Origin of the sequence: Candidatus Nitrosopumilus salarius BD31 (assembly GCF_000242875.2) — an archaeon.
In the GTDB taxonomy this organism is placed as follows: Archaea; Thermoproteota; Nitrososphaeria; order Nitrososphaerales; family Nitrosopumilaceae; genus Nitrosopumilus; species Nitrosopumilus salarius.
The window spans coordinates 1-20,801 of sequence record NZ_AEXL02000098.1; the positions used below are offsets into that span (position 1 = coordinate 1).

Here is a 20,801-nt window from a genome sequence, read left to right on the forward strand (position 1 = left end):
TATTCAGTCATGGCTCTACAAAATTTGTAAATCCAAATTATGAGTCTTTGAAATATTATAAAACAACTCAAGTAATAGATGATACCTATCTTGGTAAGAACGTACAGCAGTGGCAAGATGCTTGGGACTGGGAACTAGAATCTAACTACGAAATTTACAAAGACGAGTTTTATGAAAATCTTGGAAGACTGTTAGTCAAAAATGAGATAACACGTGTAATGAATCAAGTTGGTATCATCAATGTGTATGATGACTTTAATGTGCATCAAGGTTATTCTTTACTGTCACTGCCTCCTCACGTTGGATTTACGTCTGTGATTAACGCGACAGATGGCAATTCTTATCTCATAGAGGCTTCTGCCCATTCTAATCGTGTTAATTATTATGCTATTACACAACTGACATTTTTTGATACTGCAAAAGAATTACCTCTAGTGGATATTCTTAGTTATCCACAAACAATACATGTCTTTACTGAAGATGGGCATAAATCAAAGGCAGACCCATCTGATTTGATTATCCATGTTAATGACAACGCAGTAGATTTTGTTAATCATACTCCTGAAACTATACGGATACAAGAGTCAGGTACTGGCGAGATAACAAGAGCGCATGAATTAAACTGGATTGGGCCTGTCATACTTCCTTTTGGAAATGGTCAAGTGACTTTTGAAAAGCCAGGTATTTACGAGTGGGATGCACGAAAAGCCCCCACACTTGAGAACCCATTATCGTGGGGTTCGTATGCTAGAGGTGACATTGTAGTTTTAGATGATTATGTAGATGATTTGCCATTAGAAGATAGATTGCGTATGGGCAGAGCAATTCTGATGAATTCTGAGATTCCTTATGGTGGTATGGGGGTAGGTAATGCAGATCATGCTCTGAAAGTTAGTTTAAGACCTGCTGTTTATGAAATGTTACCTGATGCCATACAATATTACCAAGATAGAGCCGAGCAGTTGATACCATTTGATATTCCAATAATAATTGAAGGACTTTCAAAATGAAAACTATAACTCTGCTGATTATTTTGTTGATTCCACTTGCATTGGTTTTTGCGGAAAATTCCCCTGAATACACTGAAGCAAAACTAGAATGGAGTAAATTCAACTATGGACTAATTAACGGAACCGGAACTGCAAAAATCGTTCTGACTGATTTTGATGCTCCAAATATTCCAAATTACATTGATACAGTAACAGTCTTTGTTTATTCAGACAGCTTTCCTGAAGGAATTAATCTGACACTTTATGAGACAGAAAAAAATTCTGGAATCTTTGAGAGGACCTTTTCTCTAAGTGATACGCGTTCTGCTCCAGGTGTATTGTATGTCAGAGAAGGGGATACTGCAATTGTCACATATGCTGATGACACATTGCCTTTTGATCATGTTTTCTCAGAGATTTATTTGATGGAAACAACTCTAATTGGAACAACTGGTCCTCCACTTGAGCGCGTTCCTACAAGTAATGCACGAATTATAGGCTTGGATGGCGACTCTGTAACCCATCCTGTAGTTGGAGAGCAGATACTGCTAATGTCTGATATTGCAAGCCAACAAGACACTCCTCAGGAATTTATCTGGATTGCACAAACAATTGACTCTCAAAATAAAGTTCAATTTTTGTCTTGGATTAATGGCACAATAAACCCTCGCTCATCTTTTAGTCCATCGACTTCATGGATTCCCCAAGCTACTGGTGAGTATAGGACAGTGTTTTTTGTATGGGAAAGCATTGACAATCCAACTGCTCTATCTCCTCCAGTGGAAATTGAGTATACAGTTGAATCTGTTAGTTATACTCTGACTGAAATCCAGTGCCTCGAAGGTCAATTGCTTCATGATAATGAATGCATCTTTGTGATAGGGCTTGGTGGAGAACTCCCTGCATGGGCAACAAATTACTTTCTAATAGAATCTGGCATGATTACACAGTACTGTAAGATTGAAACTAGTTCTGGAGGTGCCAGTGGTGTTACTATGGAAAGTTGTAATGATGTCTTGACATATTCCATAATTGATAACGAGATAGAATTTGTTTTGGAATCCGATGCCTATGAATAGTTTTAATTATTTTTTTACACCGGTTGGTCCTGAATACAAGAAAAAGTTTGCAAGAAATGTTGGCATCGCAGTTCTTATACTCTTTGCGTTTTACGGTGTAGTAAGTCTGATTGATAATGTTTCAGAATCTGAACAAACTAAGTTAATAGGTGATATTAATTCATCCATTCCATCTGCACAAGAATTTCTGAAAATGGATTGCGAAGATCTAAATCATATTTACCCTGAATTTCCAAGTGTTGAAGTTGCAGATGCTTGGAATACAAGAATGCATGAATGTATTGATGAACAAGAATCAAGACTATCTAATTTAGTGGCTAAAAGTGATGAAACTAAAAATCTGTCAGACCATGAATCTGCAGAACTTGAAACATTACAAAAAATGTCTTGCGATGAAATAATATCCAGAAATAACTTAGGCGGGGATTATCTTACCAAAGCAAACAGATTGTTTGTTAAAAAAAGATTACAAGAGTGTGACGAAGAAATGAAATCCACTGAAGAATATTCAAAATTCAGCAAGTTAAGCTGTGATGAATTAGTTGTCTATGATGGGAAATTAGATGTAATAAACTCCCAACAAGTAAGGGATTATGTCACCCGTGAGATAATCGATTGTAAAAATCAAAATTATTAGATAAGAGATGACAATAAAAAAATGATTCCTGAAATTCATGATATCAATCCAAAGACATGGCTAAAGCCATTCCAAAAATCAAGCGTTTCTTACCTATTGAAAATGGGCTTGTTTTACCATGGATTGAGCCTGATTTTGATGTATTTGGGCTCTTACCTTGCAACAAATGTTATCTCTGAGTATGAAATTCCCCAATTCCCAGTATCTATCTCACTTGCACTAAGCTCGGGGCTGCTAGAGGAATCCATATTTTTTGGAATTCCATATTTTTTGTCTGGCAATCCGCTTATACTTTTTGGAACTGGAATTGTTTGGTCTGTTGCACATCTGTTTAGCTCTGGTAACTTTACAGTTGAGACACTGGCATATGGGGGATTCTTGCTTACAATCCCACACATATTTTTTAGCGTAAGGACTTGGATTAGTAAAAAAGGTTGGTTTGCAATTCTGTTTCATTCTGCATGGAACTTTGTCTTTTTGATGTCATACTGTATGTGGGGATTGCGCCAATGCAGTATTGTAAATGACATGTCTGATGTCTTAAATGTATTAATGGCAATCTCTGTTGGCGTGATTTTGTATCTTGCATACATTAACAAGCAAAAACATGTAAATCGATTCTTTTATCTTGTACCAACTGTTCTTATCATATTTGCAATTGCCATTACATACTATAATGATATCATTTGAGATTTTTCTTAAACTCTTTGTATGATTTTGTCATTGTATCCATGTATTCCTCAAGGCTCTTTTGCATTCCAGGAAGCTCACCGTATAACTCCGTCCAGAGTTTTTGATATTTGGGATTTGTTGATAACATCATTGAGCTAAAAAATATCTGCATGTCTCGAGACACTGAATCTTCTCCACTTCTTATCTTCTCAATCTGTTCTTCAACTGCACTAAAATAATTCATATATTTTCTAAACACATGTTTTGATTTTTTTAGGTTCTCACTTGATACGTCAAAGCCTTCACCTTCTAGATCCTTTTGGAATTCTTTGTTTTCAATCCAAATCAGGTAATAGTTTTCAATTTTTTCTGCAAACTCTTTGTCTTGCTTGTAAAAACTTACAATTCCGTACATTGTAGGTCCGTATTCTATTTTTTTCCTACCGTTGTCTTTTGAATCGTACACTCGAATCTTGCCTGATTTGTTTAACTGCTTAAAATGCCTGTGAATTGTGCCTATTGGTATTCTTGTCTTGCTGTTTGCAGAGTAGAGTGTAAGTGGTCCATGGTCCATTATTGCCTTGAATATATCCATCGAAGTATGTGCTGCCGTGGATATATCCGCCATACTCTATGTATTTGATAATAATGAATATATCCATTTCTATGGATATATTAGTATGAAACACATACTTTTAGCAATAATACTAGTTACAGGACTTGTTCCATACGCGTCAGCCGTACAACTTGATGCTGCAATACTATCTGATGAGAATCCAACAGAGCCATCTTTTCAGTTTTTGAGAGTGATTTACATTGAATATCCAAATGACGGTGCTCTCTCAGAATCACTACGTAAAACAAATCAAATTCTCTCTTTTGTTGCAGACTCTGACACTCCTGGCATGGATGAACTTGTGGTACAACTAAACAAAAACCTAAAGGAAATTTCAAGTAATGCTATTGTAACTGATGCCAAGATAATTTATCATGTGATTTTACAAGGAAATGAAAACTCTGCAGTAATTGAATACAAGGTACAATTAATTCCAACAATTACAAATCATGTACTTACAACATCCTTTGAAAAGACTGTAGTTGATGCAAACTGGAGAGGTATGTCAATTGATGAGCCAGTGGTTCTTCAAACTGTTTATGGATCATTTGATGTGAATAATCCAAAATCAGCACTTGATGTAATGATTCCAGATGTTTCTGAAAAACTGCAAGATGTGTCCATTATACAGTTGCCATTAATTGACGCAAGCGGTATATTGGATCTACCATTACACAAATGGCATTCCATGTTTGATAACACTGCAATTATTCCAGGTGCTGTAGAGTACAAGTACACTGGAAAAAATGTTATCACCCATTACTCCATGGGGGAGTGTAGCATTGATGTTGGTCCATGTGATGATAGACTGTGGGTTCAGGAAATTGATCTTGATAAAAAATACACGATAAGAGTAATTGAATCAAGTGACGATGCATCAATTCTTTTGAAGGATATGTCGATACAACTAGGATAGATGGAGATGAGGTGTTTTTGACTAGCTTGAAAACTAAAGTTGGTACCGACCCTGACACTAATGAATTTCCTGCAACTGTAATGTATGGTATGGCAGGATTTGCAGCAATTGGAGGTGTAGTGATGTTTGTTATCAGTAACAGGAAACTAAAGAAAGACAAGAATGAGGGTCAGACAGGTGTGGATCCTGCCCATCTGATTGCCTATGAGACTAGCAATTCTGCTGGTGGATACAAAACAAACAGAGGAGAATCCTACTTGATTCCAAGGAATAAATCAAGCATGCCCATATGATCTTTTTTAAAAATATGTTGCCAGTTTAATTCCCACTAATTATCTTGGAAATTATTCTAATGTGTGATCCTTTACCTGTTTTAGAAAAAAGATTTGATGTAAAACTGGATGGGCTAATAATTCTTGTAGACAATGAAGAAATTGGATATCATGTGATTGATGATACGTTAAAAATTAATGTCAACAACAATACAAGAATTGAAATTGTTGGAGTTTTGCATCCTTGAAAAAATGAAAGACATTGAGTTTCAACAATACAGATGTGGACATCTCAAAAATGAACATGAATGGAAAAAATAGCCCCTATAATGTGTCTGATTTAATCCAAAGATATTTTACTTATTTCAAATTGAACCGGTTGAATTGTCAGTAGGCAAAGAGACTGCGAACAGATCCTCGTGGGCAATACTTGGAATTTTATCGTGTTTGGGATTGATTGTAATGTTTGATGAAACAATGATCCTTCCTGCCATTCCTGATTTTATTCAGAATTTCAACATTTCCTACAGCACATCGTCATGGTTGCTGTCTGCATATATCATTGCAGCAGCAGTCATGACTCCGATAGGTGGAAAACTGTCAGACATTTACGGCAAAAAAAGAATTTTGCTTGCAATTATGGCAACATACACGATTGGTATTGTACTTGGCAGATTTGCTACTAACATAGAATTCATGCTTGTAGCCAGAGCTTTGCAAGGAATTGGCATGGCGATGTTTCCAATCGCGTTTGGAGTAATCAGAGAAGTATTGCCTGAAAATAAATTTGCAACGGGTCAGACAATATTTAGTTCTACATTTCCCGCCGGAGCAATACTTGGTCTGATTGGCGGTGCTGCTATAATCCAAAATTTTGGATGGTCTGCAACATTTTTGGCAATATTGCCAGTTGCAATTGTATTGTGGGTAATAATCTTCAAGTTTTTACATGTCAAGTCACTTGTGCAAGAAAATTCTATCTTAAAACAACGTCAAACACTGGACATTACAGGAACCATGTCTCTTGCATCTGCCATAATATTATTTCTCTCAGGAGTGACATTTTTGGAATCCGGCGCACTTGAATTGATTGCCACACTTTTTGCAGCGTCTGTGGCATCCTTGGTACTGTTTATCCTTATAGAAAAAAGAGCTGCGTCGCCCCTGCTTGATTTTAGTTTGATGCGTAGCAAAAGTTTTCTGCCTCCCACAATAGTTCTGATGTTAACTTTTCTTTCAATTTTTATGGTTTACATAACTATCCCAGTGTTGGTACGAAGCCCAAAACCTCTAGGATTTGGGGGAGATGCACTGGCAGTAGCTGAAGTGCAGTTACCATTTATGATTGTGTTTTTAATTAGTACCATCATGTCTGGTTTTGTTCTAAACAAAATCAAAAACACGCGACTTACTTTGATAGGAACTGTAATTAGCACAATGGGATTTGCATTCTTGTTTTTATTTAGCTCAACTTCTGAAATGGTTTCAGTAGGCTTGACCATCCTGGCAGTTGGTTTGTCTCTTTCAATTACTGGCGGATTTAACACAATTCTTGTTTCAGTTCCTATATCGATCACTGGAGTTGCACTTGGAATGACATTATTGCTTAATTTAGTAGGTATGTCAGTTGGACCTGCAGTGTCGGGAATAATACAACAACTGTACCAGGGGACTGTTGATGGTGTTGTAGGATATTTTCCAACTCATGTTTCATATGATGTTATATTTATCACAGCTGCGCTGATCTCAATTGCTTCGGTATTGTTGGCGTTACTGACTAGCAAAAATGAATTAGCAGTACCAAATGTAGAAAATTCACATTAAATGCAAAACATCAGAAGCACTTTTCAATGATTGATTATGGATTCATTTATTCGTAAAACTTTGATTTTTACTAATGATTTATCAGTGTCTGTTATATGGAAAAATCTAGTCTGTTTTTCATGGTAGGTGTGGTAATTCTTGGAATTGGGTTTGTCTTTATGCTGTTTTTTATGCCTTCTGTATTTGCCGAAAGCATTGAGGACAAGTATGGGACCTTTTACGGCCAGGTTGGAAATCCAGTTTCAATACACGCTTCAGTAAACAATCCAAACAATTACAGCACAACTGCATCAATAGAGTATGTTTTTGAAAACGTAGATGGGAATAACTATTGGGATGCAAAAAAGCATTCAGGTGACGTGTCTGTTGGAAAAAGTTTTGGTGCTCATCAGGATTATTTTCTTGACGATGTTGGAAGGTTTTTCATATTGATTGTTGGCAAAGTCAACGGAGAGATAGTTGAAACATCAAAGTCTGAGTACATACTATTTGAAGAATATTCTGATGCTGCACTGGATGGATGTGCACCTGAACATGAGTTGGTGGTAAAACCTGATTACAGCAAAGCTGTTTGTGTGTTTGACGAATCTGTTATAAAATTAGTTAAGAGGGGATGGGTTGCAAAAAACCATTTTCTCTGATGAACAAATTTTGGATTATTACAAGACACTGCCTGAGGTTACAGCATTTTACGATGTGTATGATGATGCCGATACTGTCTTTGAGGATAACACCATATCTTATTTTGCAGGAGACGGGGATGATTTTAGTGTCAGAATGAATCTAGAACTAGATTCACACTATGACATTGAAAATATCACATTTCATTGCTATGCCAAACGAGTCCATCAGATGGATGTGGCACAGGAAAGTATTTTTGCGTTTCTTGGAAAGAAACACATGTGATGAAACTGGTGTGCACAAAAATAACTAGATACAAAATATCAGAAGCATTTTTCAATGACACATTAAGATTTCATACTGTATGAAGTATCTTGTAATTTTTCTACTTTTGGCTAGTTTTTCAGTAATTGCATTTGCTGAGCCAATTCCTGAACCTAAATCTGAATCCAATATCACTAATGAAAATTGTGGGTCTGGAACAACATTGCAAAATGGCATTTGTGTAGTTGACAAATCACAAAATATGTCCTCAAAATCTTCTGAAAAATGGCCTAGCCCCTACCAAAAAGACAATAAAGTTTCTGGATCCATAATGACTATTTCCAACAATGTTATCCCCCCTGGACAAACCATGTTTGTAAATGGGACTTTCAATCAACAATCTGATGACTTTACTGTAAATATTTTCAAAGACTATGAAGATTCTCGTGATCTAGTATTGACCTTGTCTCCTTCATCACATGAGTTTGGAGGTTTTAATTTTAATTTCACCATTCCAAACAATTGGAAACTTGGAAATTATCACATTGTTTTGGAAAATGGTCTTCAAGAAATGGATTGGCAATTTGTAGTACGGCAAAATCATTCCGGTGGATCACTTGATCATACTGTTTATCCTGTTCCGTGGATGATAGAATCTCCACTAAAACAATTCAAGTCTGGAATTCCAATTGATGAGATACAATGTAACGAATCATTAATTCTTGTAATAAAAAATAACAACACTCCTGCATGTGTGAAGGAGCAAACACTTCTAAAATTAGTTGAAAGGGAATTGATCATTACATCAAAAACAGAAAGAGATCTTATGCTAGATGCAGGATACAAACTATATCCTGGTGTTGGTTGGGTCCAAGGAGGACAGGAAAATCTAATATCTTCTGAACCAGAGTCTCCACCAATCAGTGTTGATCATCAGAATCTAATTGATGCAAGAAATAAACTCCGAGAAGCATATCATGCTAATGCGTCTTTAGGTCCATTTAACATCAAAGATGTAATTGTGGGTTATGGAATAGGTGATGGATTTTTAGTTGTAGATATCCTTGAAAAATACTATGACTCTGATGCAGATAGAAAGTCAATCATTCAAAAAATAACTGATATTACTGGTGAAAAAGTAGACATTGAGTTTAATTCATCAGTTGCGATAATTCCGACTAGTATAGAATCTGTATTTCCATACATATGGAATGGCTTTTTACATAGAAATGGAATTGAATTTACTCCAAAAGAGCAATCTTATTCAAATACTGACATTGGATTCCGTGATGTTAACCGTGTATGTTCTCCGATAATTGCATCTAACGGCACTGAACTTTACATTTCATCTGTATTTGTCTATGAACCTTTTGAAATAACTGGAACGTATGTTGACAAAATAAAGCCTGATGACTGCTATAAAATTTGGAAGACTGATGCAATACTTGTAGAACCAACTCGTGAACTTGGTATGTGGCTAGAAAATTATTGGGAAAAAGAACATGAAAACTAGACTTTTGATAATTTCAATATTCTTGATGAGTTTTTTTGTAACCGCTCATGCATCAATTTACATCACTCCATTTGATTTAGGTATTACAAGTGATGACTTTTACGAGGCATATCCAAACTATAATCCTTATTTGATAATGAAGAGAGGTGATTCCCAACAGATTACAATACAAGTTTCAAACAATGATTCCACTGAACAAACAATCAATCTATACATGGTAAAAGAAACTCCGCGACCTGACCGCAATTTTGTTTTTGAGCCAAGCCAATTACAACTGGAATCTGGTGAAACTGGCACTTCGATTCTTACAGTAAGTGCAAGTCCTGATGCAAATACTGGACTGACAGTCCTGCACACACTGATAGCACAAAGCACTTCTTTTGGTGCCAAATCATTTGCGTTTTATGTTGAAATAACTGAGCAAATCACTCCTCCGTCACCTGATCCTATACGAATGGAGCCTGATGGGGTGATGTTTTCCAAGAATGCTCGATTTGACCTGTCTGAAAGTCAGGCATTTGATATTATTCCCTATGATGTGTTACCTCCAAGTCTTCCTGATGAATATTCTTTTCAAGTGATGAGTGGCTCAAAAGAGGAGCCAAGATTGTTTTATTCAAAAGAACCTCTTTCTGAAAATACCTTGTATTCGGAATTTTCAGATGGTGAAAATTTGTTGATAACATTTGAAAAAGAAGAGTATTTCACATATGATAAGTATCTTCAATTCCTTAACACTAATGAACAGCAAATTATGATAGATGGAAAAAATGGCATCTTATCGTCTGCTGAGATTAAAACAGAAGATGGCAATGCATACGTGGATTCTCGTGTAATTGTTTTTCTTGATGATGTAAAACTCAGATTAGAATCTAAGATGCCCGAACAACAACTATTGCAAATAACAGACTCGATGATTAAAGATGAAAAACCAATTCAAGAATTAGCATCCATTCCAAATGAAGACTTTACTGATAAACAAACTGGTAATGACAGTTGTCCTGTAATTCATTTTCTAGGTTATGCTTGGGAAGATTGTGGTTCAATTTGGACTTGGAGCATACTGGGAGTGCCACTGTTGATGATAATTGTTGCACCTATTGGTATTGTTTTGGCTGTGGTAATTTGGAGAATTAGGAAATGAATTCTAATTTACTTTTAACAATGTCAGTAATTATGGTTGGAGTTATTCTAATCTCAATTAATTATTCTGCAATAGTTGATTTTTACATATATTCTGTCCCGTTAAACAAAGCCACAATAATTCCAAACTTTACTCTCAAACCAAATGAATTCCAAGATGTGCACGATGACAAAGATTCCACTTGTTATACTACTCCGTCGATGAATCAGTACTGTTATGAAAAACCAAAGATACATGACAGCCAAAATAGAGGCCATCTGACTTCCTTTATCACTGGAAATAACGGGATTAACGGCGAACTACACTTTGATAAAGTTGGTCTTGAAGGGGGAATTTTTACGATAAAGAATATGGAGATGATTGGCAAAAATACTGCATTGTTTACATTTGCAGACAATGATTACCGCGTTGGAAACAAAGACAGGACAACCTATGAAATAACTGACAAGTTTGAGTTTCATACAATTATAGAAAAATATGATACGTTTATTGCCAAATGTAATAATTATGAGGGAACCTCAGTAACCATAGTGCAATATCTGGGCGTTGACACGATAGATGGCATTGATTATTTTCTAACCTGGCACACGCTTGCAAATTCTGAGCAGGGGGTAACTTGTGATTATCCTCAAATCGTTCAGCATAGTTTTGGACATAACTTTGGACTTTGATTAGAACATGAAAACTAAACTTTTGATTATTATTGGGATCGTTTTAGTTGCAGTTTTTGGAATTTTTATTGTTTATCCTAATCTAATTTTACACTTAATGTACTCTGATCAATACATGCTTGAGACAGCTATGAGTTCTGATATTGTAAAATCATTTGATAAAATGTATCCTGAAAACAAAATACGATACGTTCAAGCATTGGAACAAGAACCTGCAATAGTTTTTGAAATGGTTCATGATCAAAAGATGGCGTTTTTAGCTGTTGGTAATTTCCAAGAAGATCATCTGGCATTTATGTACCATTGTTCTTCTTTTGATTACCGAACAACTTTTTTTTGAGTTAAGCGATGTACAATCTGAAAAACAAATAATGGATAATCCTTGCTGGGATATGTGATGAAAACTAAACTTTTGATAATTGTATTTGTTATTTTGGTTACTGTAACAACCTATGATGCATATGCAGATAACACAGTGTTCTCAAAAGACATAGGGGAAGGATTATCACAAGACGAATGTCAAAAGCGGTATGATTTGTTTGGGACACACTATGAACCAATAATGGATTTGGCAAAGCTAAAGATAGAAACTCATTCTGCATTCAAGGAAGTAACAAACAATGATTCATACCAAATTATCTCGACTGGTCTAAGATCCAGCCCTTATTCTGAAAATTGCAAAATGGATCTTCCCTCATTTGGAATACACTATGCCACAAACATGACTGATTTTTCATACACAAGAATCTATGTTAACCTAGAACGTATCTCTTATGATGTACACGAAATTACAACTAGATTAATTGACAGACCTTGGATTGATGTTCCTAAATCAGAACCTCTTCCATTTTACATCACAAACTGGGATGTGGTGCATATGCTTGGAGAATATCATCGCTCAGATCCACCAAAGTCTCCACAGACATTCAAAATTCCATACATTGCAGTAAACGGAAAAGTAAACAGCATTGATACTCAGTCAGGCAGTATTGTAGCTGAGATAAGCACCAACGAAGGAGGAATGTTTGCACTAAAAATACCACGAAACTATCCATACACTGACCATGATGACTCTATGCATTCAGGACATGGACTTGAGGTATTCGCAATTTCAGATGGACCTGAAGAAGTAAATCCTCATGTCACAAAGACTGACTGCTTTTATGATGTTTGGATGCAAGTTTCTGGGAATCAAACAATCGAAATACCATTCACATTTAGCTATCTGATGAATGATCCAATGCATGGAGACAGCGATGTTCCAGAGTATTGTTTGACAAAAACTCTTGCTGATGAAAATCTAAATTATCTTGCAACGCTGTCTCCGCACAAACAAGCAAAGCAAGGTGTTTTGCCATACCTTGTTTCCTGCAAAGATGGTTGGTATCTTGTCATCAAACATGATGATTCTCCTGCATGTGTATCATACAATACCGCACAAGCATTGTGGGACAGAGGGTGGGTCGACAAATCAACTGACATTTACACAAAATATGCAATACCTGAAGTACTAGATGAATTTAGCTCAAAATTAAAAAGCAGAGATGAGGCACTGCAAATTGTAGGTGATTTCATTGATGAAACGAATCTTGAACTAAACACTGATCCAATCAATACTGATTTTAAAATAACATCTAGTCTGGGATATGTGAAATCACAAGGAACTCATCTTACACTTGAAATAGATGAAAAATCCGGATTGCCAACTGAAATTATGACCTTTGGTAATGAAGGGTTTTACAGGACACCTCAGTGGTACTCTGAGATTCAAAAAGACTATCTTGGGTTACCATCTCAACGAATTGAACACGGACATGTTGCATGGGAAGTAGATTACAGAGAATGCAACTTGTGCCAAACATATTCATCATTTTTTGTTGATGCAATCACCGGTAAAGTCTTTAACACCAGAAACGTGGAAGATATGTTTACGATACTCTGAGGTTGATATAAAATGAAAACTATATTCTTAATTTTGCTATTTGCATTTTCTTTATTGTTTCCAGTGAATCTGATTAGTGCTGCAGAAGTTACTGGCACATACGAACTAGATGAGCCACTTTGTTTAGGTGGACCCGGAATGGTATGGAATGAGAACTGTGTTCGAATAAGACCATCGCCATATGCACAACAACAAGACGGAATAGAACCTGAAAAAGTAAGATGCAACCATGATCTGTATCGCAGCTACAAGATCTCTGACGGCACTGCATTTTGCGCATCAGGATACACGTTAAGAGAATTGATTCATCGTGAATATGCCGAAAGCTTTGACTCTCTTACCTCAGCTACAGTCTCAGGACAAAATAACACAGTCAGTGAATATTGTCCTGCATCACAAGAACTAGTCCAGTCTGGATGGTATGCATATGAGCATCCCACTGATGTAATTCTTACAAACATTGATCTGGTCTTTTCTGCCAAGGAAAACTCGTACGGCGTAGAGTATTCATTTGACAAGCCAACTGATGGCAAGTCCATGATTTGGGTTTTTGTTGAATGCGATTCCTCCTTTGATACATTTGAGATAGTCATACTTCCTGAAACTATACAGCATCGCAAGAACTTTGTTGTAAATTATCCAGAAAAACAAAACACTGCAATTCATTTTGTAAATCAGGATTCTGTTACCTACAAAATTGAGGGAATGCCAGACACAGGTGTTGGAACAGGTGATTTTACAGTATTGCTTGACCCTGAGGATGACTGGCTTGTTGGAAACGAGTATGACGGAGTAGAATCAATTTTACTGTCAGCTGCCAATCCTGATACCGGAGAGTCCTATGACTGGATGAACTATATTATTTACATTACAGAGTTTGGAGACAGAAGATGAGAGCAAGCAACATGAAAAAACCATCCTTTTCGGTTTTTCTTATTGTTTTAGGAATTGGATTTCTTACTTTATTTACTGTCATGCCATCGTTGATTGATATTAGAATTTTCTCTCCACACAGTCCTGTCCCAATGATTATCTTGTATTCTGGTTGGATATTGTTGGGATCTGGAATTTGGAAGGCACTGTCTAAAAGAATTCTATTATTTGCTAGAAAATGAAAACTAGGCTTTTGATAATTATTGGGATTTCCGTTATTGTTATTCTGGGTATCGTTATACCAAATTATTGGTTAGAGTTTGATGATTATTCTATTTTTTTATGTGAAAGATGGTTTGACAGTCACTATCAATGCAATGCAATTTGGATAGATCCACAATGTAATATGCCTGGAGGCGGTTGTATTTTTCCAAAACAAACTCCTTTTGAGCAATTTCTGGAGAAAAAAGCAACTGCTGCATTTAATCTAAAATTAGATGATTACAAAATAATTTCAGAAGTACATGCTGCATACCCTGCATACTCAACTGGACTTCACAAATCATTTGTGACTCAAGCAGTTGAAAGCGACGGCACTCGTTATTATTTGTCAACTACTTTTATTCCTGATGAATCCTTGGATGAAATTAATGTCAAAATTTATAAAATAATTTCTGAAAAATGTGATCTTAGTATCATCAGTGCGGGGAGTGAATGTGAATCCAATTATCTTGAAACTATGGACCCTAAACCTCGTTCTTCTCTTGATGGGTGGATTACAGGAATTTCTGATAAATCCAATTCCACTGTGACGATTCTACAGGGTGCAGTTATTGAGGGGAACAAAGCCTTGGATCCTGAAGTAATTATTGTTGTAATGGGTAAAAACAACACTGTAACATGGATTAACAGTGATGATGTGGCGCATGCACTATCTAGTAATTATGAAAACAACGCATGGCAGACTGGACTTGTAAAGCCAGGCGAATCATCATCTGTGATATTTAACAATACAGGAATTTTTAGTTATCATGGAATACCTGGTCCTTGGATTTCTGGTACTGTCGTTGTTTTACCTGAAAACTATGATGAATCAAATTTACCCTCATCTGGTGATTATGATTTTAAAACAATGCACATGAACAATGCTTGCACTGAAAAACCTTCTTTTTGTTTTGGTGTTTTTGAGAATGGAACTCAGATTATGACCCAATGCGATTTTCCAATTCACGGATGCAGCCCAATTTATTCTGGCATTTCATCTACATTTCCAGTAATGAAAGACAACATACCATTTGATGTTAATTATAGCATTAAAGGAGGTACAGTCAAAGAAATGACTTTCAGCAACAGCAATTCATTATTGATACTGATAGATTCCATTATGGGTGGAAATTTGACATTAAACATTCCACGTGATCTATTGGACGCAAAAATGGATTATTGTCCTCCACGTAAGGTAAATCCTCTAGATGACACATTTTTTGTTTTACGTGATGGAGAAGAAATCATATTCGATGAAATCCAAACCACTTCCATACACAGAACATTGCAAATAGCATTTTCAGATAATTCAACTAAAATAGAAGTCATAGGAACATGTCTTATTTGAGATGATTAATTCGGAAAAATGAAAACTAGATCTTACTCTTGATTGTTAAAGAATAAAAGATTCGAGCCTTAACCCTTTATTTTTTCAAATTTCTTGGTTCAAATTCTACAAAAAAGGTATGTGCAAACCCAATTGATTTTTGGATTTTTTATGCCTAGAGTTCAAATTGTAATGAGAGCATTATGATGAAGGGGTATAGACAAGGAGACTAGGTTTGACCTTTTTTAGAAAGTTATAGTGAAAAAATTGGATTTTTTATGAATTTTTAGAAAACAACTTTTTGTGACGTTTAACTGTTAAAACAAAATCTGCTACTGCCGCAACAGTAAATGTTGATAATAGTATCATGTATCCAAAATCTGAAAATGGTTTTACCCATGGATTATACATCAAAAATAAGATTACTCCAGTACTGATACTGTTAATCACAACCCATCCGATACTTGGAGTCCAATCTGATTCATTATGTCTTATTTTTTTGTAGATGTTCATGCTGGCTACCCAAATGATGTCAAATACTAAAAGAATTAGTAAAATTGGTAAAAAGAAGAATTCTGAACCCTGATAAATAAAGAGTCCTAAAACTACCAATATTGTATGTTGAACAATCATTACTGTCCAACTACTTGCCCATGAATGCCCTTCATTTTGCTCTGATGCTGTAATGTGTAGAAGATTTCCTATGACAAATCGCATATTTGTCATGTAAAATATTATTGGAAAAATTAGTAAATTAAAATCAAAATCTTGATTATGATAATTTCCTGCCACCAGTACTCTGAAAGATTCTACTCCTGTAACAAATGATGCAATTGCAAAACCTACTAAAAGTGGAAGAAAAGTGTCTTTTCGCATAGAACTTAATGTTTTTTCTTGCGGTGACTCTCCCATGAATTTTTCATATTATATTCAAATATGAAAGTTCCTTATTTTGTACTGTTTTCTTAATGTAAAAAACTTGATATGCTATAATCCTTAAAGATCTATCATCCATGCTTGAAAAAAATGACACCTTTGTTTCTGAAATGATTAAAGAAGCTGAAGAGGGATTGGAAGAAGGAGGTATTCCTATTGGTTCCATTCTTGTTCAAAATGGAAAGGTAATTGGCAGAGGTCACAATAAACGAGTTCAATCCGATGATCCTTTGGCCCATGCTGAAATAGTGTGTATGCAAAATGCAGGTAGAATAGGCTCATTCAAAGATACGACAATCTATTCTACGCTTATGCCCTGCTATTTGTGTGCTGGAGCTATAGTTCAATTTGGAATAAAAAAAGTGATTGTTGGGGAATCTGAGAACTTTGATGGTGCAAAAGAATTCATGGAATCTCATGGAGTCGAAATTTTGGATATTAAATCTTCAAAATGTATACAACTTATGTCTGATTTTATCAAGAAAAATCCAAAATTATGGAATGAAGATATCGGATGTTAATTTTTTATCGATGATTATGCTTTAGGCTAAAGAATAAAACGTCTCATTTTATCCTGCAAGAGTAAATGATTCGAATTACTTATGAACATCATAATTCATGCTTGAGTAATTGAAAACTAGGCTCAAGTTCATCATAATTGGAATAGTTGTAGCAACAATAGTTTTTGGTACATATCAATCCATTATGTATCAATGCGGAACTTTGCCAGTATTCATGGAAACTCCTAGAAGTCCAACATTGCAGAATTGTTTGGAAATATGGAAACATCAATTAGACCAACAAGGATCTGATGGAAAATATCAATACAGATTTGGAGAGACTACAATAAAAAATGAAAAAGATCAGCAGTTTGATAGAGTATTTTTCTCATATAGTCACGATTATGGGACAACTTTTTCAGAATCTAAAGACATCAGCATGTCTAAGAACACTTGGACTGGTGAGCCAAAAATGATCTTAATGGACGATGATGTAATTCTAGTCTGGCAAGAAGAGATTCCTCCCGTGCATACCCTATCATTTGCAAAAAGTGATGATCATGGAGAAACTCTAGAGAAAAAATACTTGTGGCATGGTTCTCGTCCTGACATTGTTCATTACAATAATGTACTGTATCTAACTTGGGTTGATTTAGAAACTCGTCAGGTATTGTATACGACAAGTGATAACAGAGGTGAATCCTTTGAGAAACATAAAGTCATTTTTGCACCAAAAGAAGAATTTAGTCCATATGCCCTCAAACCAGAACCAAAATTTGTTGTTGATAATAATATTGTTAAGATAGTATGGGAATCCAATGGTAAAGATTTTGCATTCATTATAGACCAGGATTCTCCCTTGTCTATGTTGAAATCCAAACATGAGGGTTTAGAAGACCTCAAAAATCATCCTCTGGTTGATGAATTTTATGCAAAGTATCCTGATGCACATGAAGAAGTCAGAATTGATCACATTTCCTATTTTGCAGGAAGTGATGATGGTTTCAAAGTTAGAATGAACTTGTACTTTGATGAAAACGATGAACTAGACTATATCAATTTGAAATGTTATCTGAATAGAGAATTACAAACTGATGTACCTGGAAGTTTTATCTCAAAATATTTGACAGACTTTACCTGTGATGAGAATGGTTCACAAAGAAATGAAAACTAGGTCTTATTCTTCCAACGAAGAGTAAAAGATTCGAGCCTTGACCGTGTAAGTCTTTAATTTCTCGGTTCAAATCTTAATGGATTTACTTTGATTTTGATCTCTAAGAATTAGATGCATCTTTTAGTGCCGTTACTGCATACTCTAATGCATGTGATCTATTTGCAAATTTTTTCTTTTTGATACCGTTGTCAATCCATTTCACAAGTGTATCGTCCATAGATATTGAAAATTTTTCTTTTGCCATCCTAAGACTCCACTCCTAATCTTGATAATCTGGATAAAACCTCTGTGCGAATGTTCCAAGTATGGAAGTCTTTCATGCTGTAATACCCAGTGCCACTAGCTAGTATTTTTAAGCAAGTACTACAAGGTATTACAAGGTCGTACACTGTGGCATTATTAATATCTAAAAAGACGTCAAAATACTACAAAATGACTTGTATTTTTGATGGCTGTAATGACGTTATAACTATGGATGATTTGGAGCATCACATCAAAATCCATGTTGTGGATATTGTTAAAGGGATAGACGATATTCAAAATTAAGAATTGATTTTTTGGCGAGTGAAACTCAACAGATTTGAACTCTCATAGCATTGCACCTATAATGTAAATCTCTATGAGAGATTTAATTTTGAAATTATTTGAAGAGTCAATACATGGTACTAAGGGATATGAGATGTTGAAAAGCTTGTTTATAGTCAATTCTTTACCTCAGAAATCTCAATTTCCATCCCTTCTTTGTCTTGATCAAGAACAAATTCCTTTTTTGTATGAATTTCATGAATCAAATCATCTCTATCGCCTTCAATAATTCCTAAGCCCGATTCTTTTTTTGCAGAATCCATATAATCAGGTAAAATATCTAACACAATTTTCAGTAAGTTATCAAGGTCTTTGACATATCGACTAGAATCAGCAATGTTGCCAGAATATAGATAAAAAATTACATTTAATGAGAGATTTTTGCCACGATATTTTTCTCTTAATTTGTCAAGATTTTCATGAGTTGTTAAGATGAAATCTCGAAGAGTAATTTTGCGGGCAACTTCTTCCCCAGGTTTGGCAGTCTTAGGCTCAAACCCCCTAACTGAAATTGGTTCCAACATTCAGTCACCAAAACTTAGCATAAATTCTGATACAAATTATATTCAGAAAAAACATCCCCCATCGCATATTTGTAGAATAGTGAATCCGATGAACCTCCATCTTTTATAAAATCATCAAATGCCTTCATTATTGCCATACCACCCGCAATTCGATTTAGAGCCAAAGTATAAGAGAAATTGTAACCCCATCCAAGATCAATATTCCATTTTTTAGCTCCTTCTTTTGCTAAATCAATAACATTTGGAAGAGTTTTTGAATTGTTCTGCAGAATCATCCATGATATTTTTGTGAGAACAGTCTATTCCAACTGCATCACATATTTCAACTAGTCTTGGTCGTTTTTTACCAATTTTTTCTTTAATAGGAATTAAATTTGACATTTCACTAATATCTAAAATTTGTTCAGAAGGAATTTCAATATCTAAAAACTTGTTTAAGAAGGGGACATCAAAATTACGTATGTTGAATCCAACAAAAGTGAATCCTTCATTTATTTTTGACTGAATGATTTTTTTACCTTCAGTGAGTGGACTATCAGTTGAACCATCATAAAACAAATTTTGGTTTGATCCATCATTGAGTTGAACTGAAATAATTCGTTTGTTATCATTCATTATATCATATCCAAGATTCTCAGTTTCAATATCCAATACCAAAGTTTTATCCATAAGAATATCATTACAATGATAGAAGATATACTTTGGGAAAGAATATGAAAATTTATTATGCACATGCCATGCCAATTTACGGTACAAAGACAGAGATGAGAGAAAAAGAACATATCATGAGAAATCTCCCTGAGATAGAAATTGTAGATCCGGGTTCATTTCAAGACAATCTGGAAAAACAAAAAGAGGGTATGGAATACTGTTTCAAATTAATTGAGAAATGTCAAGGAGTAATTTTTACAAAATTCTTTAATTATATAACAGCAGGAGTAGGTAAAGAAATCAATTACGCATTATCAAAATCAATCCCAGTTCATGAGTTAGAAAGAGGAAAACTCTATAAAATAACCAAGCCGGTAAAATATCTCAACAGGCTAGACACAATCATACTATATAGAAAAATTAGAATGGTTCGAAAGATTCTCAAAGAATGAAGAATATTTTTCTTAATTAATTTGAATTAATCAAGGTCAAAATTACAATTCATGCAATATAATTGTCCATTAGATGCCCTATCTTGCATCTTTTTTGGATGTTTACAATTAGGAATAAGTTCACTTCTTATTGCCTCCAAATTTGAAATTGTGACTTTATCCGCATTGAAGAGTAATTTTGATACACCCATTGCTTCATCAAGGGCATCATAATTCCATTCTTTTCTAAGTTGTTCCATTGTTTGTTTTTTATGTCCAATCCAAAATTTTTATTGCTTTTTTAATAGTCATAAAAAATATAATTCATCAATGTATTTTCCATTATGGGATTATCAAATAACCATTACTCTGAGAA

The 20,801-nt window shown here is 35.0% G+C and carries 29 protein-coding genes; 22 read left to right on the plus strand and 7 right to left on the minus strand.

The window, feature by feature from the left end; translation table 11 throughout:
* The 4 genes from BD31_RS05555 to BD31_RS05570 all read left to right on the plus strand — a co-directional run.
* Positions 1–1,010, plus strand: a 1,010-nt coding sequence (locus tag BD31_RS05555) for a hypothetical protein (RefSeq protein WP_008299760.1), incomplete at its 5' end; no start/stop codon positions are given.
* Positions 1,007–2,068, plus strand: a complete 1,062-nt coding sequence (locus tag BD31_RS05560) for a hypothetical protein (RefSeq protein WP_008299780.1) — start codon at positions 1,007–1,009, stop codon at positions 2,066–2,068. The genes BD31_RS05555 and BD31_RS05560, both read left to right, overlap by 4 nt.
* Complete coding sequence (locus BD31_RS05565) at positions 2,061–2,705, plus strand: hypothetical protein (RefSeq protein ID WP_008299761.1); 645 nt, start codon at positions 2,061–2,063, stop codon at positions 2,703–2,705. The genes BD31_RS05560 and BD31_RS05565 overlap by 8 nt, the downstream gene beginning before the upstream one ends.
* A gap of 21 nt (positions 2,706–2,726) precedes the next feature.
* Entirely contained in the window at positions 2,727–3,395 is a 669-nt protein-coding gene (locus tag BD31_RS05570) for a type II CAAX prenyl endopeptidase Rce1 family protein (protein WP_048097490.1), read from the plus strand.
* Here the strand turns inward: BD31_RS05570 and BD31_RS05575 are convergent.
* A complete protein-coding gene (locus tag BD31_RS05575; protein ID WP_048097491.1) occupies positions 3,388–4,005 on the minus strand; it encodes a helix-turn-helix domain-containing protein in 618 nt (205 codons plus the stop codon). The genes BD31_RS05570 and BD31_RS05575 overlap by 8 nt on opposite strands.
* A gap of 52 nt (positions 4,006–4,057) precedes the next feature.
* Here BD31_RS05575 and BD31_RS05580 point away from each other — a divergent pair, with 52 nt between their 5' ends.
* From BD31_RS05580 to BD31_RS10760, 14 genes are all read left to right on the plus strand, one after another.
* Positions 4,058–4,909 carry a hypothetical protein gene (locus tag BD31_RS05580; protein WP_008299778.1) on the plus strand — a complete coding sequence of 284 codons (852 nt, stop codon included), beginning with the start codon at positions 4,058–4,060 and terminating at the stop codon, positions 4,907–4,909.
* 26 nt (positions 4,910–4,935) lie between these two features.
* A complete protein-coding gene (locus tag BD31_RS10745; protein WP_238536081.1) occupies positions 4,936–5,202 on the plus strand; it encodes a hypothetical protein in 267 nt (88 codons plus the stop codon).
* Positions 5,203–5,261: 59 nt separating this feature from the next.
* A complete protein-coding gene (locus tag BD31_RS05585) occupies positions 5,262–5,429 on the plus strand; it encodes a hypothetical protein (protein WP_008299705.1) in 168 nt (55 codons plus the stop codon).
* 136 nt (positions 5,430–5,565) lie between these two features.
* Complete coding sequence (locus BD31_RS05590) at positions 5,566–7,005, plus strand: MFS transporter (RefSeq protein WP_008299722.1); 1,440 nt, start codon at positions 5,566–5,568, stop codon at positions 7,003–7,005.
* Between the two features lie 95 nt (positions 7,006–7,100).
* A complete protein-coding gene (locus BD31_RS10750) occupies positions 7,101–7,646 on the plus strand; it encodes a hypothetical protein (RefSeq protein ID WP_008299713.1) in 546 nt (181 codons plus the stop codon).
* Entirely contained in the window at positions 7,624–7,911 is a 288-nt protein-coding gene (locus BD31_RS10755) for a hypothetical protein (RefSeq protein WP_008299774.1), read from the plus strand. Before BD31_RS10750 ends, BD31_RS10755 begins: the two co-directional genes overlap by 23 nt.
* A gap of 79 nt (positions 7,912–7,990) precedes the next feature.
* Positions 7,991–9,403, plus strand: a complete 1,413-nt coding sequence (locus BD31_RS05600) for a hypothetical protein (RefSeq protein ID WP_008299770.1) — start codon at positions 7,991–7,993, stop codon at positions 9,401–9,403.
* Positions 9,393–10,547 carry a COG1470 family protein gene (locus BD31_RS05605; protein WP_008299755.1) on the plus strand — a complete coding sequence of 385 codons (1,155 nt, stop codon included), beginning with the start codon at positions 9,393–9,395 and terminating at the stop codon, positions 10,545–10,547. Before BD31_RS05600 ends, BD31_RS05605 begins: the two co-directional genes overlap by 11 nt.
* Positions 10,544–11,218 carry a hypothetical protein gene (locus tag BD31_RS05610; RefSeq protein ID WP_008299733.1) on the plus strand — a complete coding sequence of 225 codons (675 nt, stop codon included), beginning with the start codon at positions 10,544–10,546 and terminating at the stop codon, positions 11,216–11,218. The genes BD31_RS05605 and BD31_RS05610 overlap by 4 nt, the downstream gene beginning before the upstream one ends.
* 7 nt (positions 11,219–11,225) lie before the next feature.
* Positions 11,226–11,558: a hypothetical protein gene (locus BD31_RS05615; RefSeq protein WP_008299782.1), complete on the plus strand. Its 333-nt coding sequence runs from the start codon at positions 11,226–11,228 to the stop codon at positions 11,556–11,558.
* A gap of 57 nt (positions 11,559–11,615) precedes the next feature.
* Positions 11,616–13,160, plus strand: a complete 1,545-nt coding sequence (locus BD31_RS05620; RefSeq protein WP_048097493.1) for a hypothetical protein — start codon at positions 11,616–11,618, stop codon at positions 13,158–13,160.
* Positions 13,161–13,172: 12 nt separating this feature from the next.
* A complete protein-coding gene (locus BD31_RS05625) occupies positions 13,173–14,054 on the plus strand; it encodes a hypothetical protein (protein ID WP_008299768.1) in 882 nt (293 codons plus the stop codon).
* Positions 14,051–14,275 carry a hypothetical protein gene (locus BD31_RS05630; RefSeq protein ID WP_048097495.1) on the plus strand — a complete coding sequence of 75 codons (225 nt, stop codon included), beginning with the start codon at positions 14,051–14,053 and terminating at the stop codon, positions 14,273–14,275. The genes BD31_RS05625 and BD31_RS05630 overlap by 4 nt, the downstream gene beginning before the upstream one ends.
* Complete coding sequence (locus tag BD31_RS10760) at positions 14,272–15,645, plus strand: cupredoxin domain-containing protein (RefSeq protein ID WP_238536082.1); 1,374 nt, start codon at positions 14,272–14,274, stop codon at positions 15,643–15,645. The genes BD31_RS05630 and BD31_RS10760 overlap by 4 nt, the downstream gene beginning before the upstream one ends.
* 255 nt (positions 15,646–15,900) lie before the next feature.
* Here the strand turns inward: BD31_RS10760 and BD31_RS05650 are convergent, their stop codons facing one another.
* Entirely contained in the window at positions 15,901–16,536 is a 636-nt protein-coding gene (locus tag BD31_RS05650) for a hypothetical protein (RefSeq protein WP_008299740.1), read from the minus strand.
* A gap of 101 nt (positions 16,537–16,637) precedes the next feature.
* Here BD31_RS05650 and BD31_RS05655 point away from each other — a divergent pair, with 101 nt between their 5' ends.
* Together BD31_RS05655 and BD31_RS05660 are read left to right on the plus strand one after the other, a co-directional pair.
* Positions 16,638–17,081 (plus strand): nucleoside deaminase, encoded by a 444-nt coding sequence (locus tag BD31_RS05655; protein ID WP_008299769.1) that lies wholly within the window; start codon positions 16,638–16,640, stop codon positions 17,079–17,081.
* 109 nt (positions 17,082–17,190) lie between these two features.
* Positions 17,191–18,234 carry a sialidase family protein gene (locus tag BD31_RS05660; protein ID WP_008299708.1) on the plus strand — a complete coding sequence of 348 codons (1,044 nt, stop codon included), beginning with the start codon at positions 17,191–17,193 and terminating at the stop codon, positions 18,232–18,234.
* A gap of 100 nt (positions 18,235–18,334) precedes the next feature.
* Here the strand turns inward: BD31_RS05660 and BD31_RS10070 are convergent, their stop codons facing one another.
* On the minus strand, positions 18,335–18,478 hold the full coding sequence (locus BD31_RS10070) for a ribbon-helix-helix domain-containing protein (protein ID WP_008299738.1): 144 nt from the start codon (positions 18,476–18,478) through the stop codon (positions 18,335–18,337).
* Positions 18,479–18,624: 146 nt separating this feature from the next.
* Here BD31_RS10070 and BD31_RS10075 point away from each other — a divergent pair, with 146 nt between their 5' ends.
* Positions 18,625–18,780: a hypothetical protein gene (locus tag BD31_RS10075; RefSeq protein WP_008299784.1), complete on the plus strand. Its 156-nt coding sequence runs from the start codon at positions 18,625–18,627 to the stop codon at positions 18,778–18,780.
* 155 nt (positions 18,781–18,935) lie between these two features.
* Here BD31_RS10075 and BD31_RS05665 read toward each other — a convergent pair whose 3' ends face one another.
* Genes BD31_RS05665 through BD31_RS05675 form a run of 3 tightly spaced genes read right to left on the minus strand, consistent with a single transcriptional unit; the run spans position 18,936 to position 20,012 of the window.
* Positions 18,936–19,343 carry a RusA family crossover junction endodeoxyribonuclease gene (locus BD31_RS05665; RefSeq protein WP_008299728.1) on the minus strand — a complete coding sequence of 136 codons (408 nt, stop codon included), beginning with the start codon at positions 19,341–19,343 and terminating at the stop codon, positions 18,936–18,938.
* A 14-nt stretch (positions 19,344–19,357) separates the two neighbouring features.
* Positions 19,358–19,618, minus strand: a complete 261-nt coding sequence (locus BD31_RS05670; RefSeq protein WP_008299736.1) for a hypothetical protein — start codon at positions 19,616–19,618, stop codon at positions 19,358–19,360.
* Positions 19,575–20,012 (minus strand): ribonuclease H-like domain-containing protein, encoded by a 438-nt coding sequence (locus BD31_RS05675; RefSeq protein WP_008299786.1) that lies wholly within the window; start codon positions 20,010–20,012, stop codon positions 19,575–19,577. The genes BD31_RS05670 and BD31_RS05675 overlap by 44 nt, the downstream gene beginning before the upstream one ends.
* A gap of 44 nt (positions 20,013–20,056) precedes the next feature.
* Between BD31_RS05675 and BD31_RS05680 the strand changes: the two genes are divergently transcribed.
* Positions 20,057–20,446 (plus strand): hypothetical protein, encoded by a 390-nt coding sequence (locus BD31_RS05680; protein ID WP_048097496.1) that lies wholly within the window; start codon positions 20,057–20,059, stop codon positions 20,444–20,446.
* A gap of 26 nt (positions 20,447–20,472) precedes the next feature.
* Here BD31_RS05680 and BD31_RS05685 read toward each other — a convergent pair whose 3' ends face one another.
* Positions 20,473–20,685, minus strand: a complete 213-nt coding sequence (locus BD31_RS05685) for a hypothetical protein (RefSeq protein WP_008299753.1) — start codon at positions 20,683–20,685, stop codon at positions 20,473–20,475.
* Between the last annotated feature and the right edge of the window lie 116 nt (positions 20,686–20,801).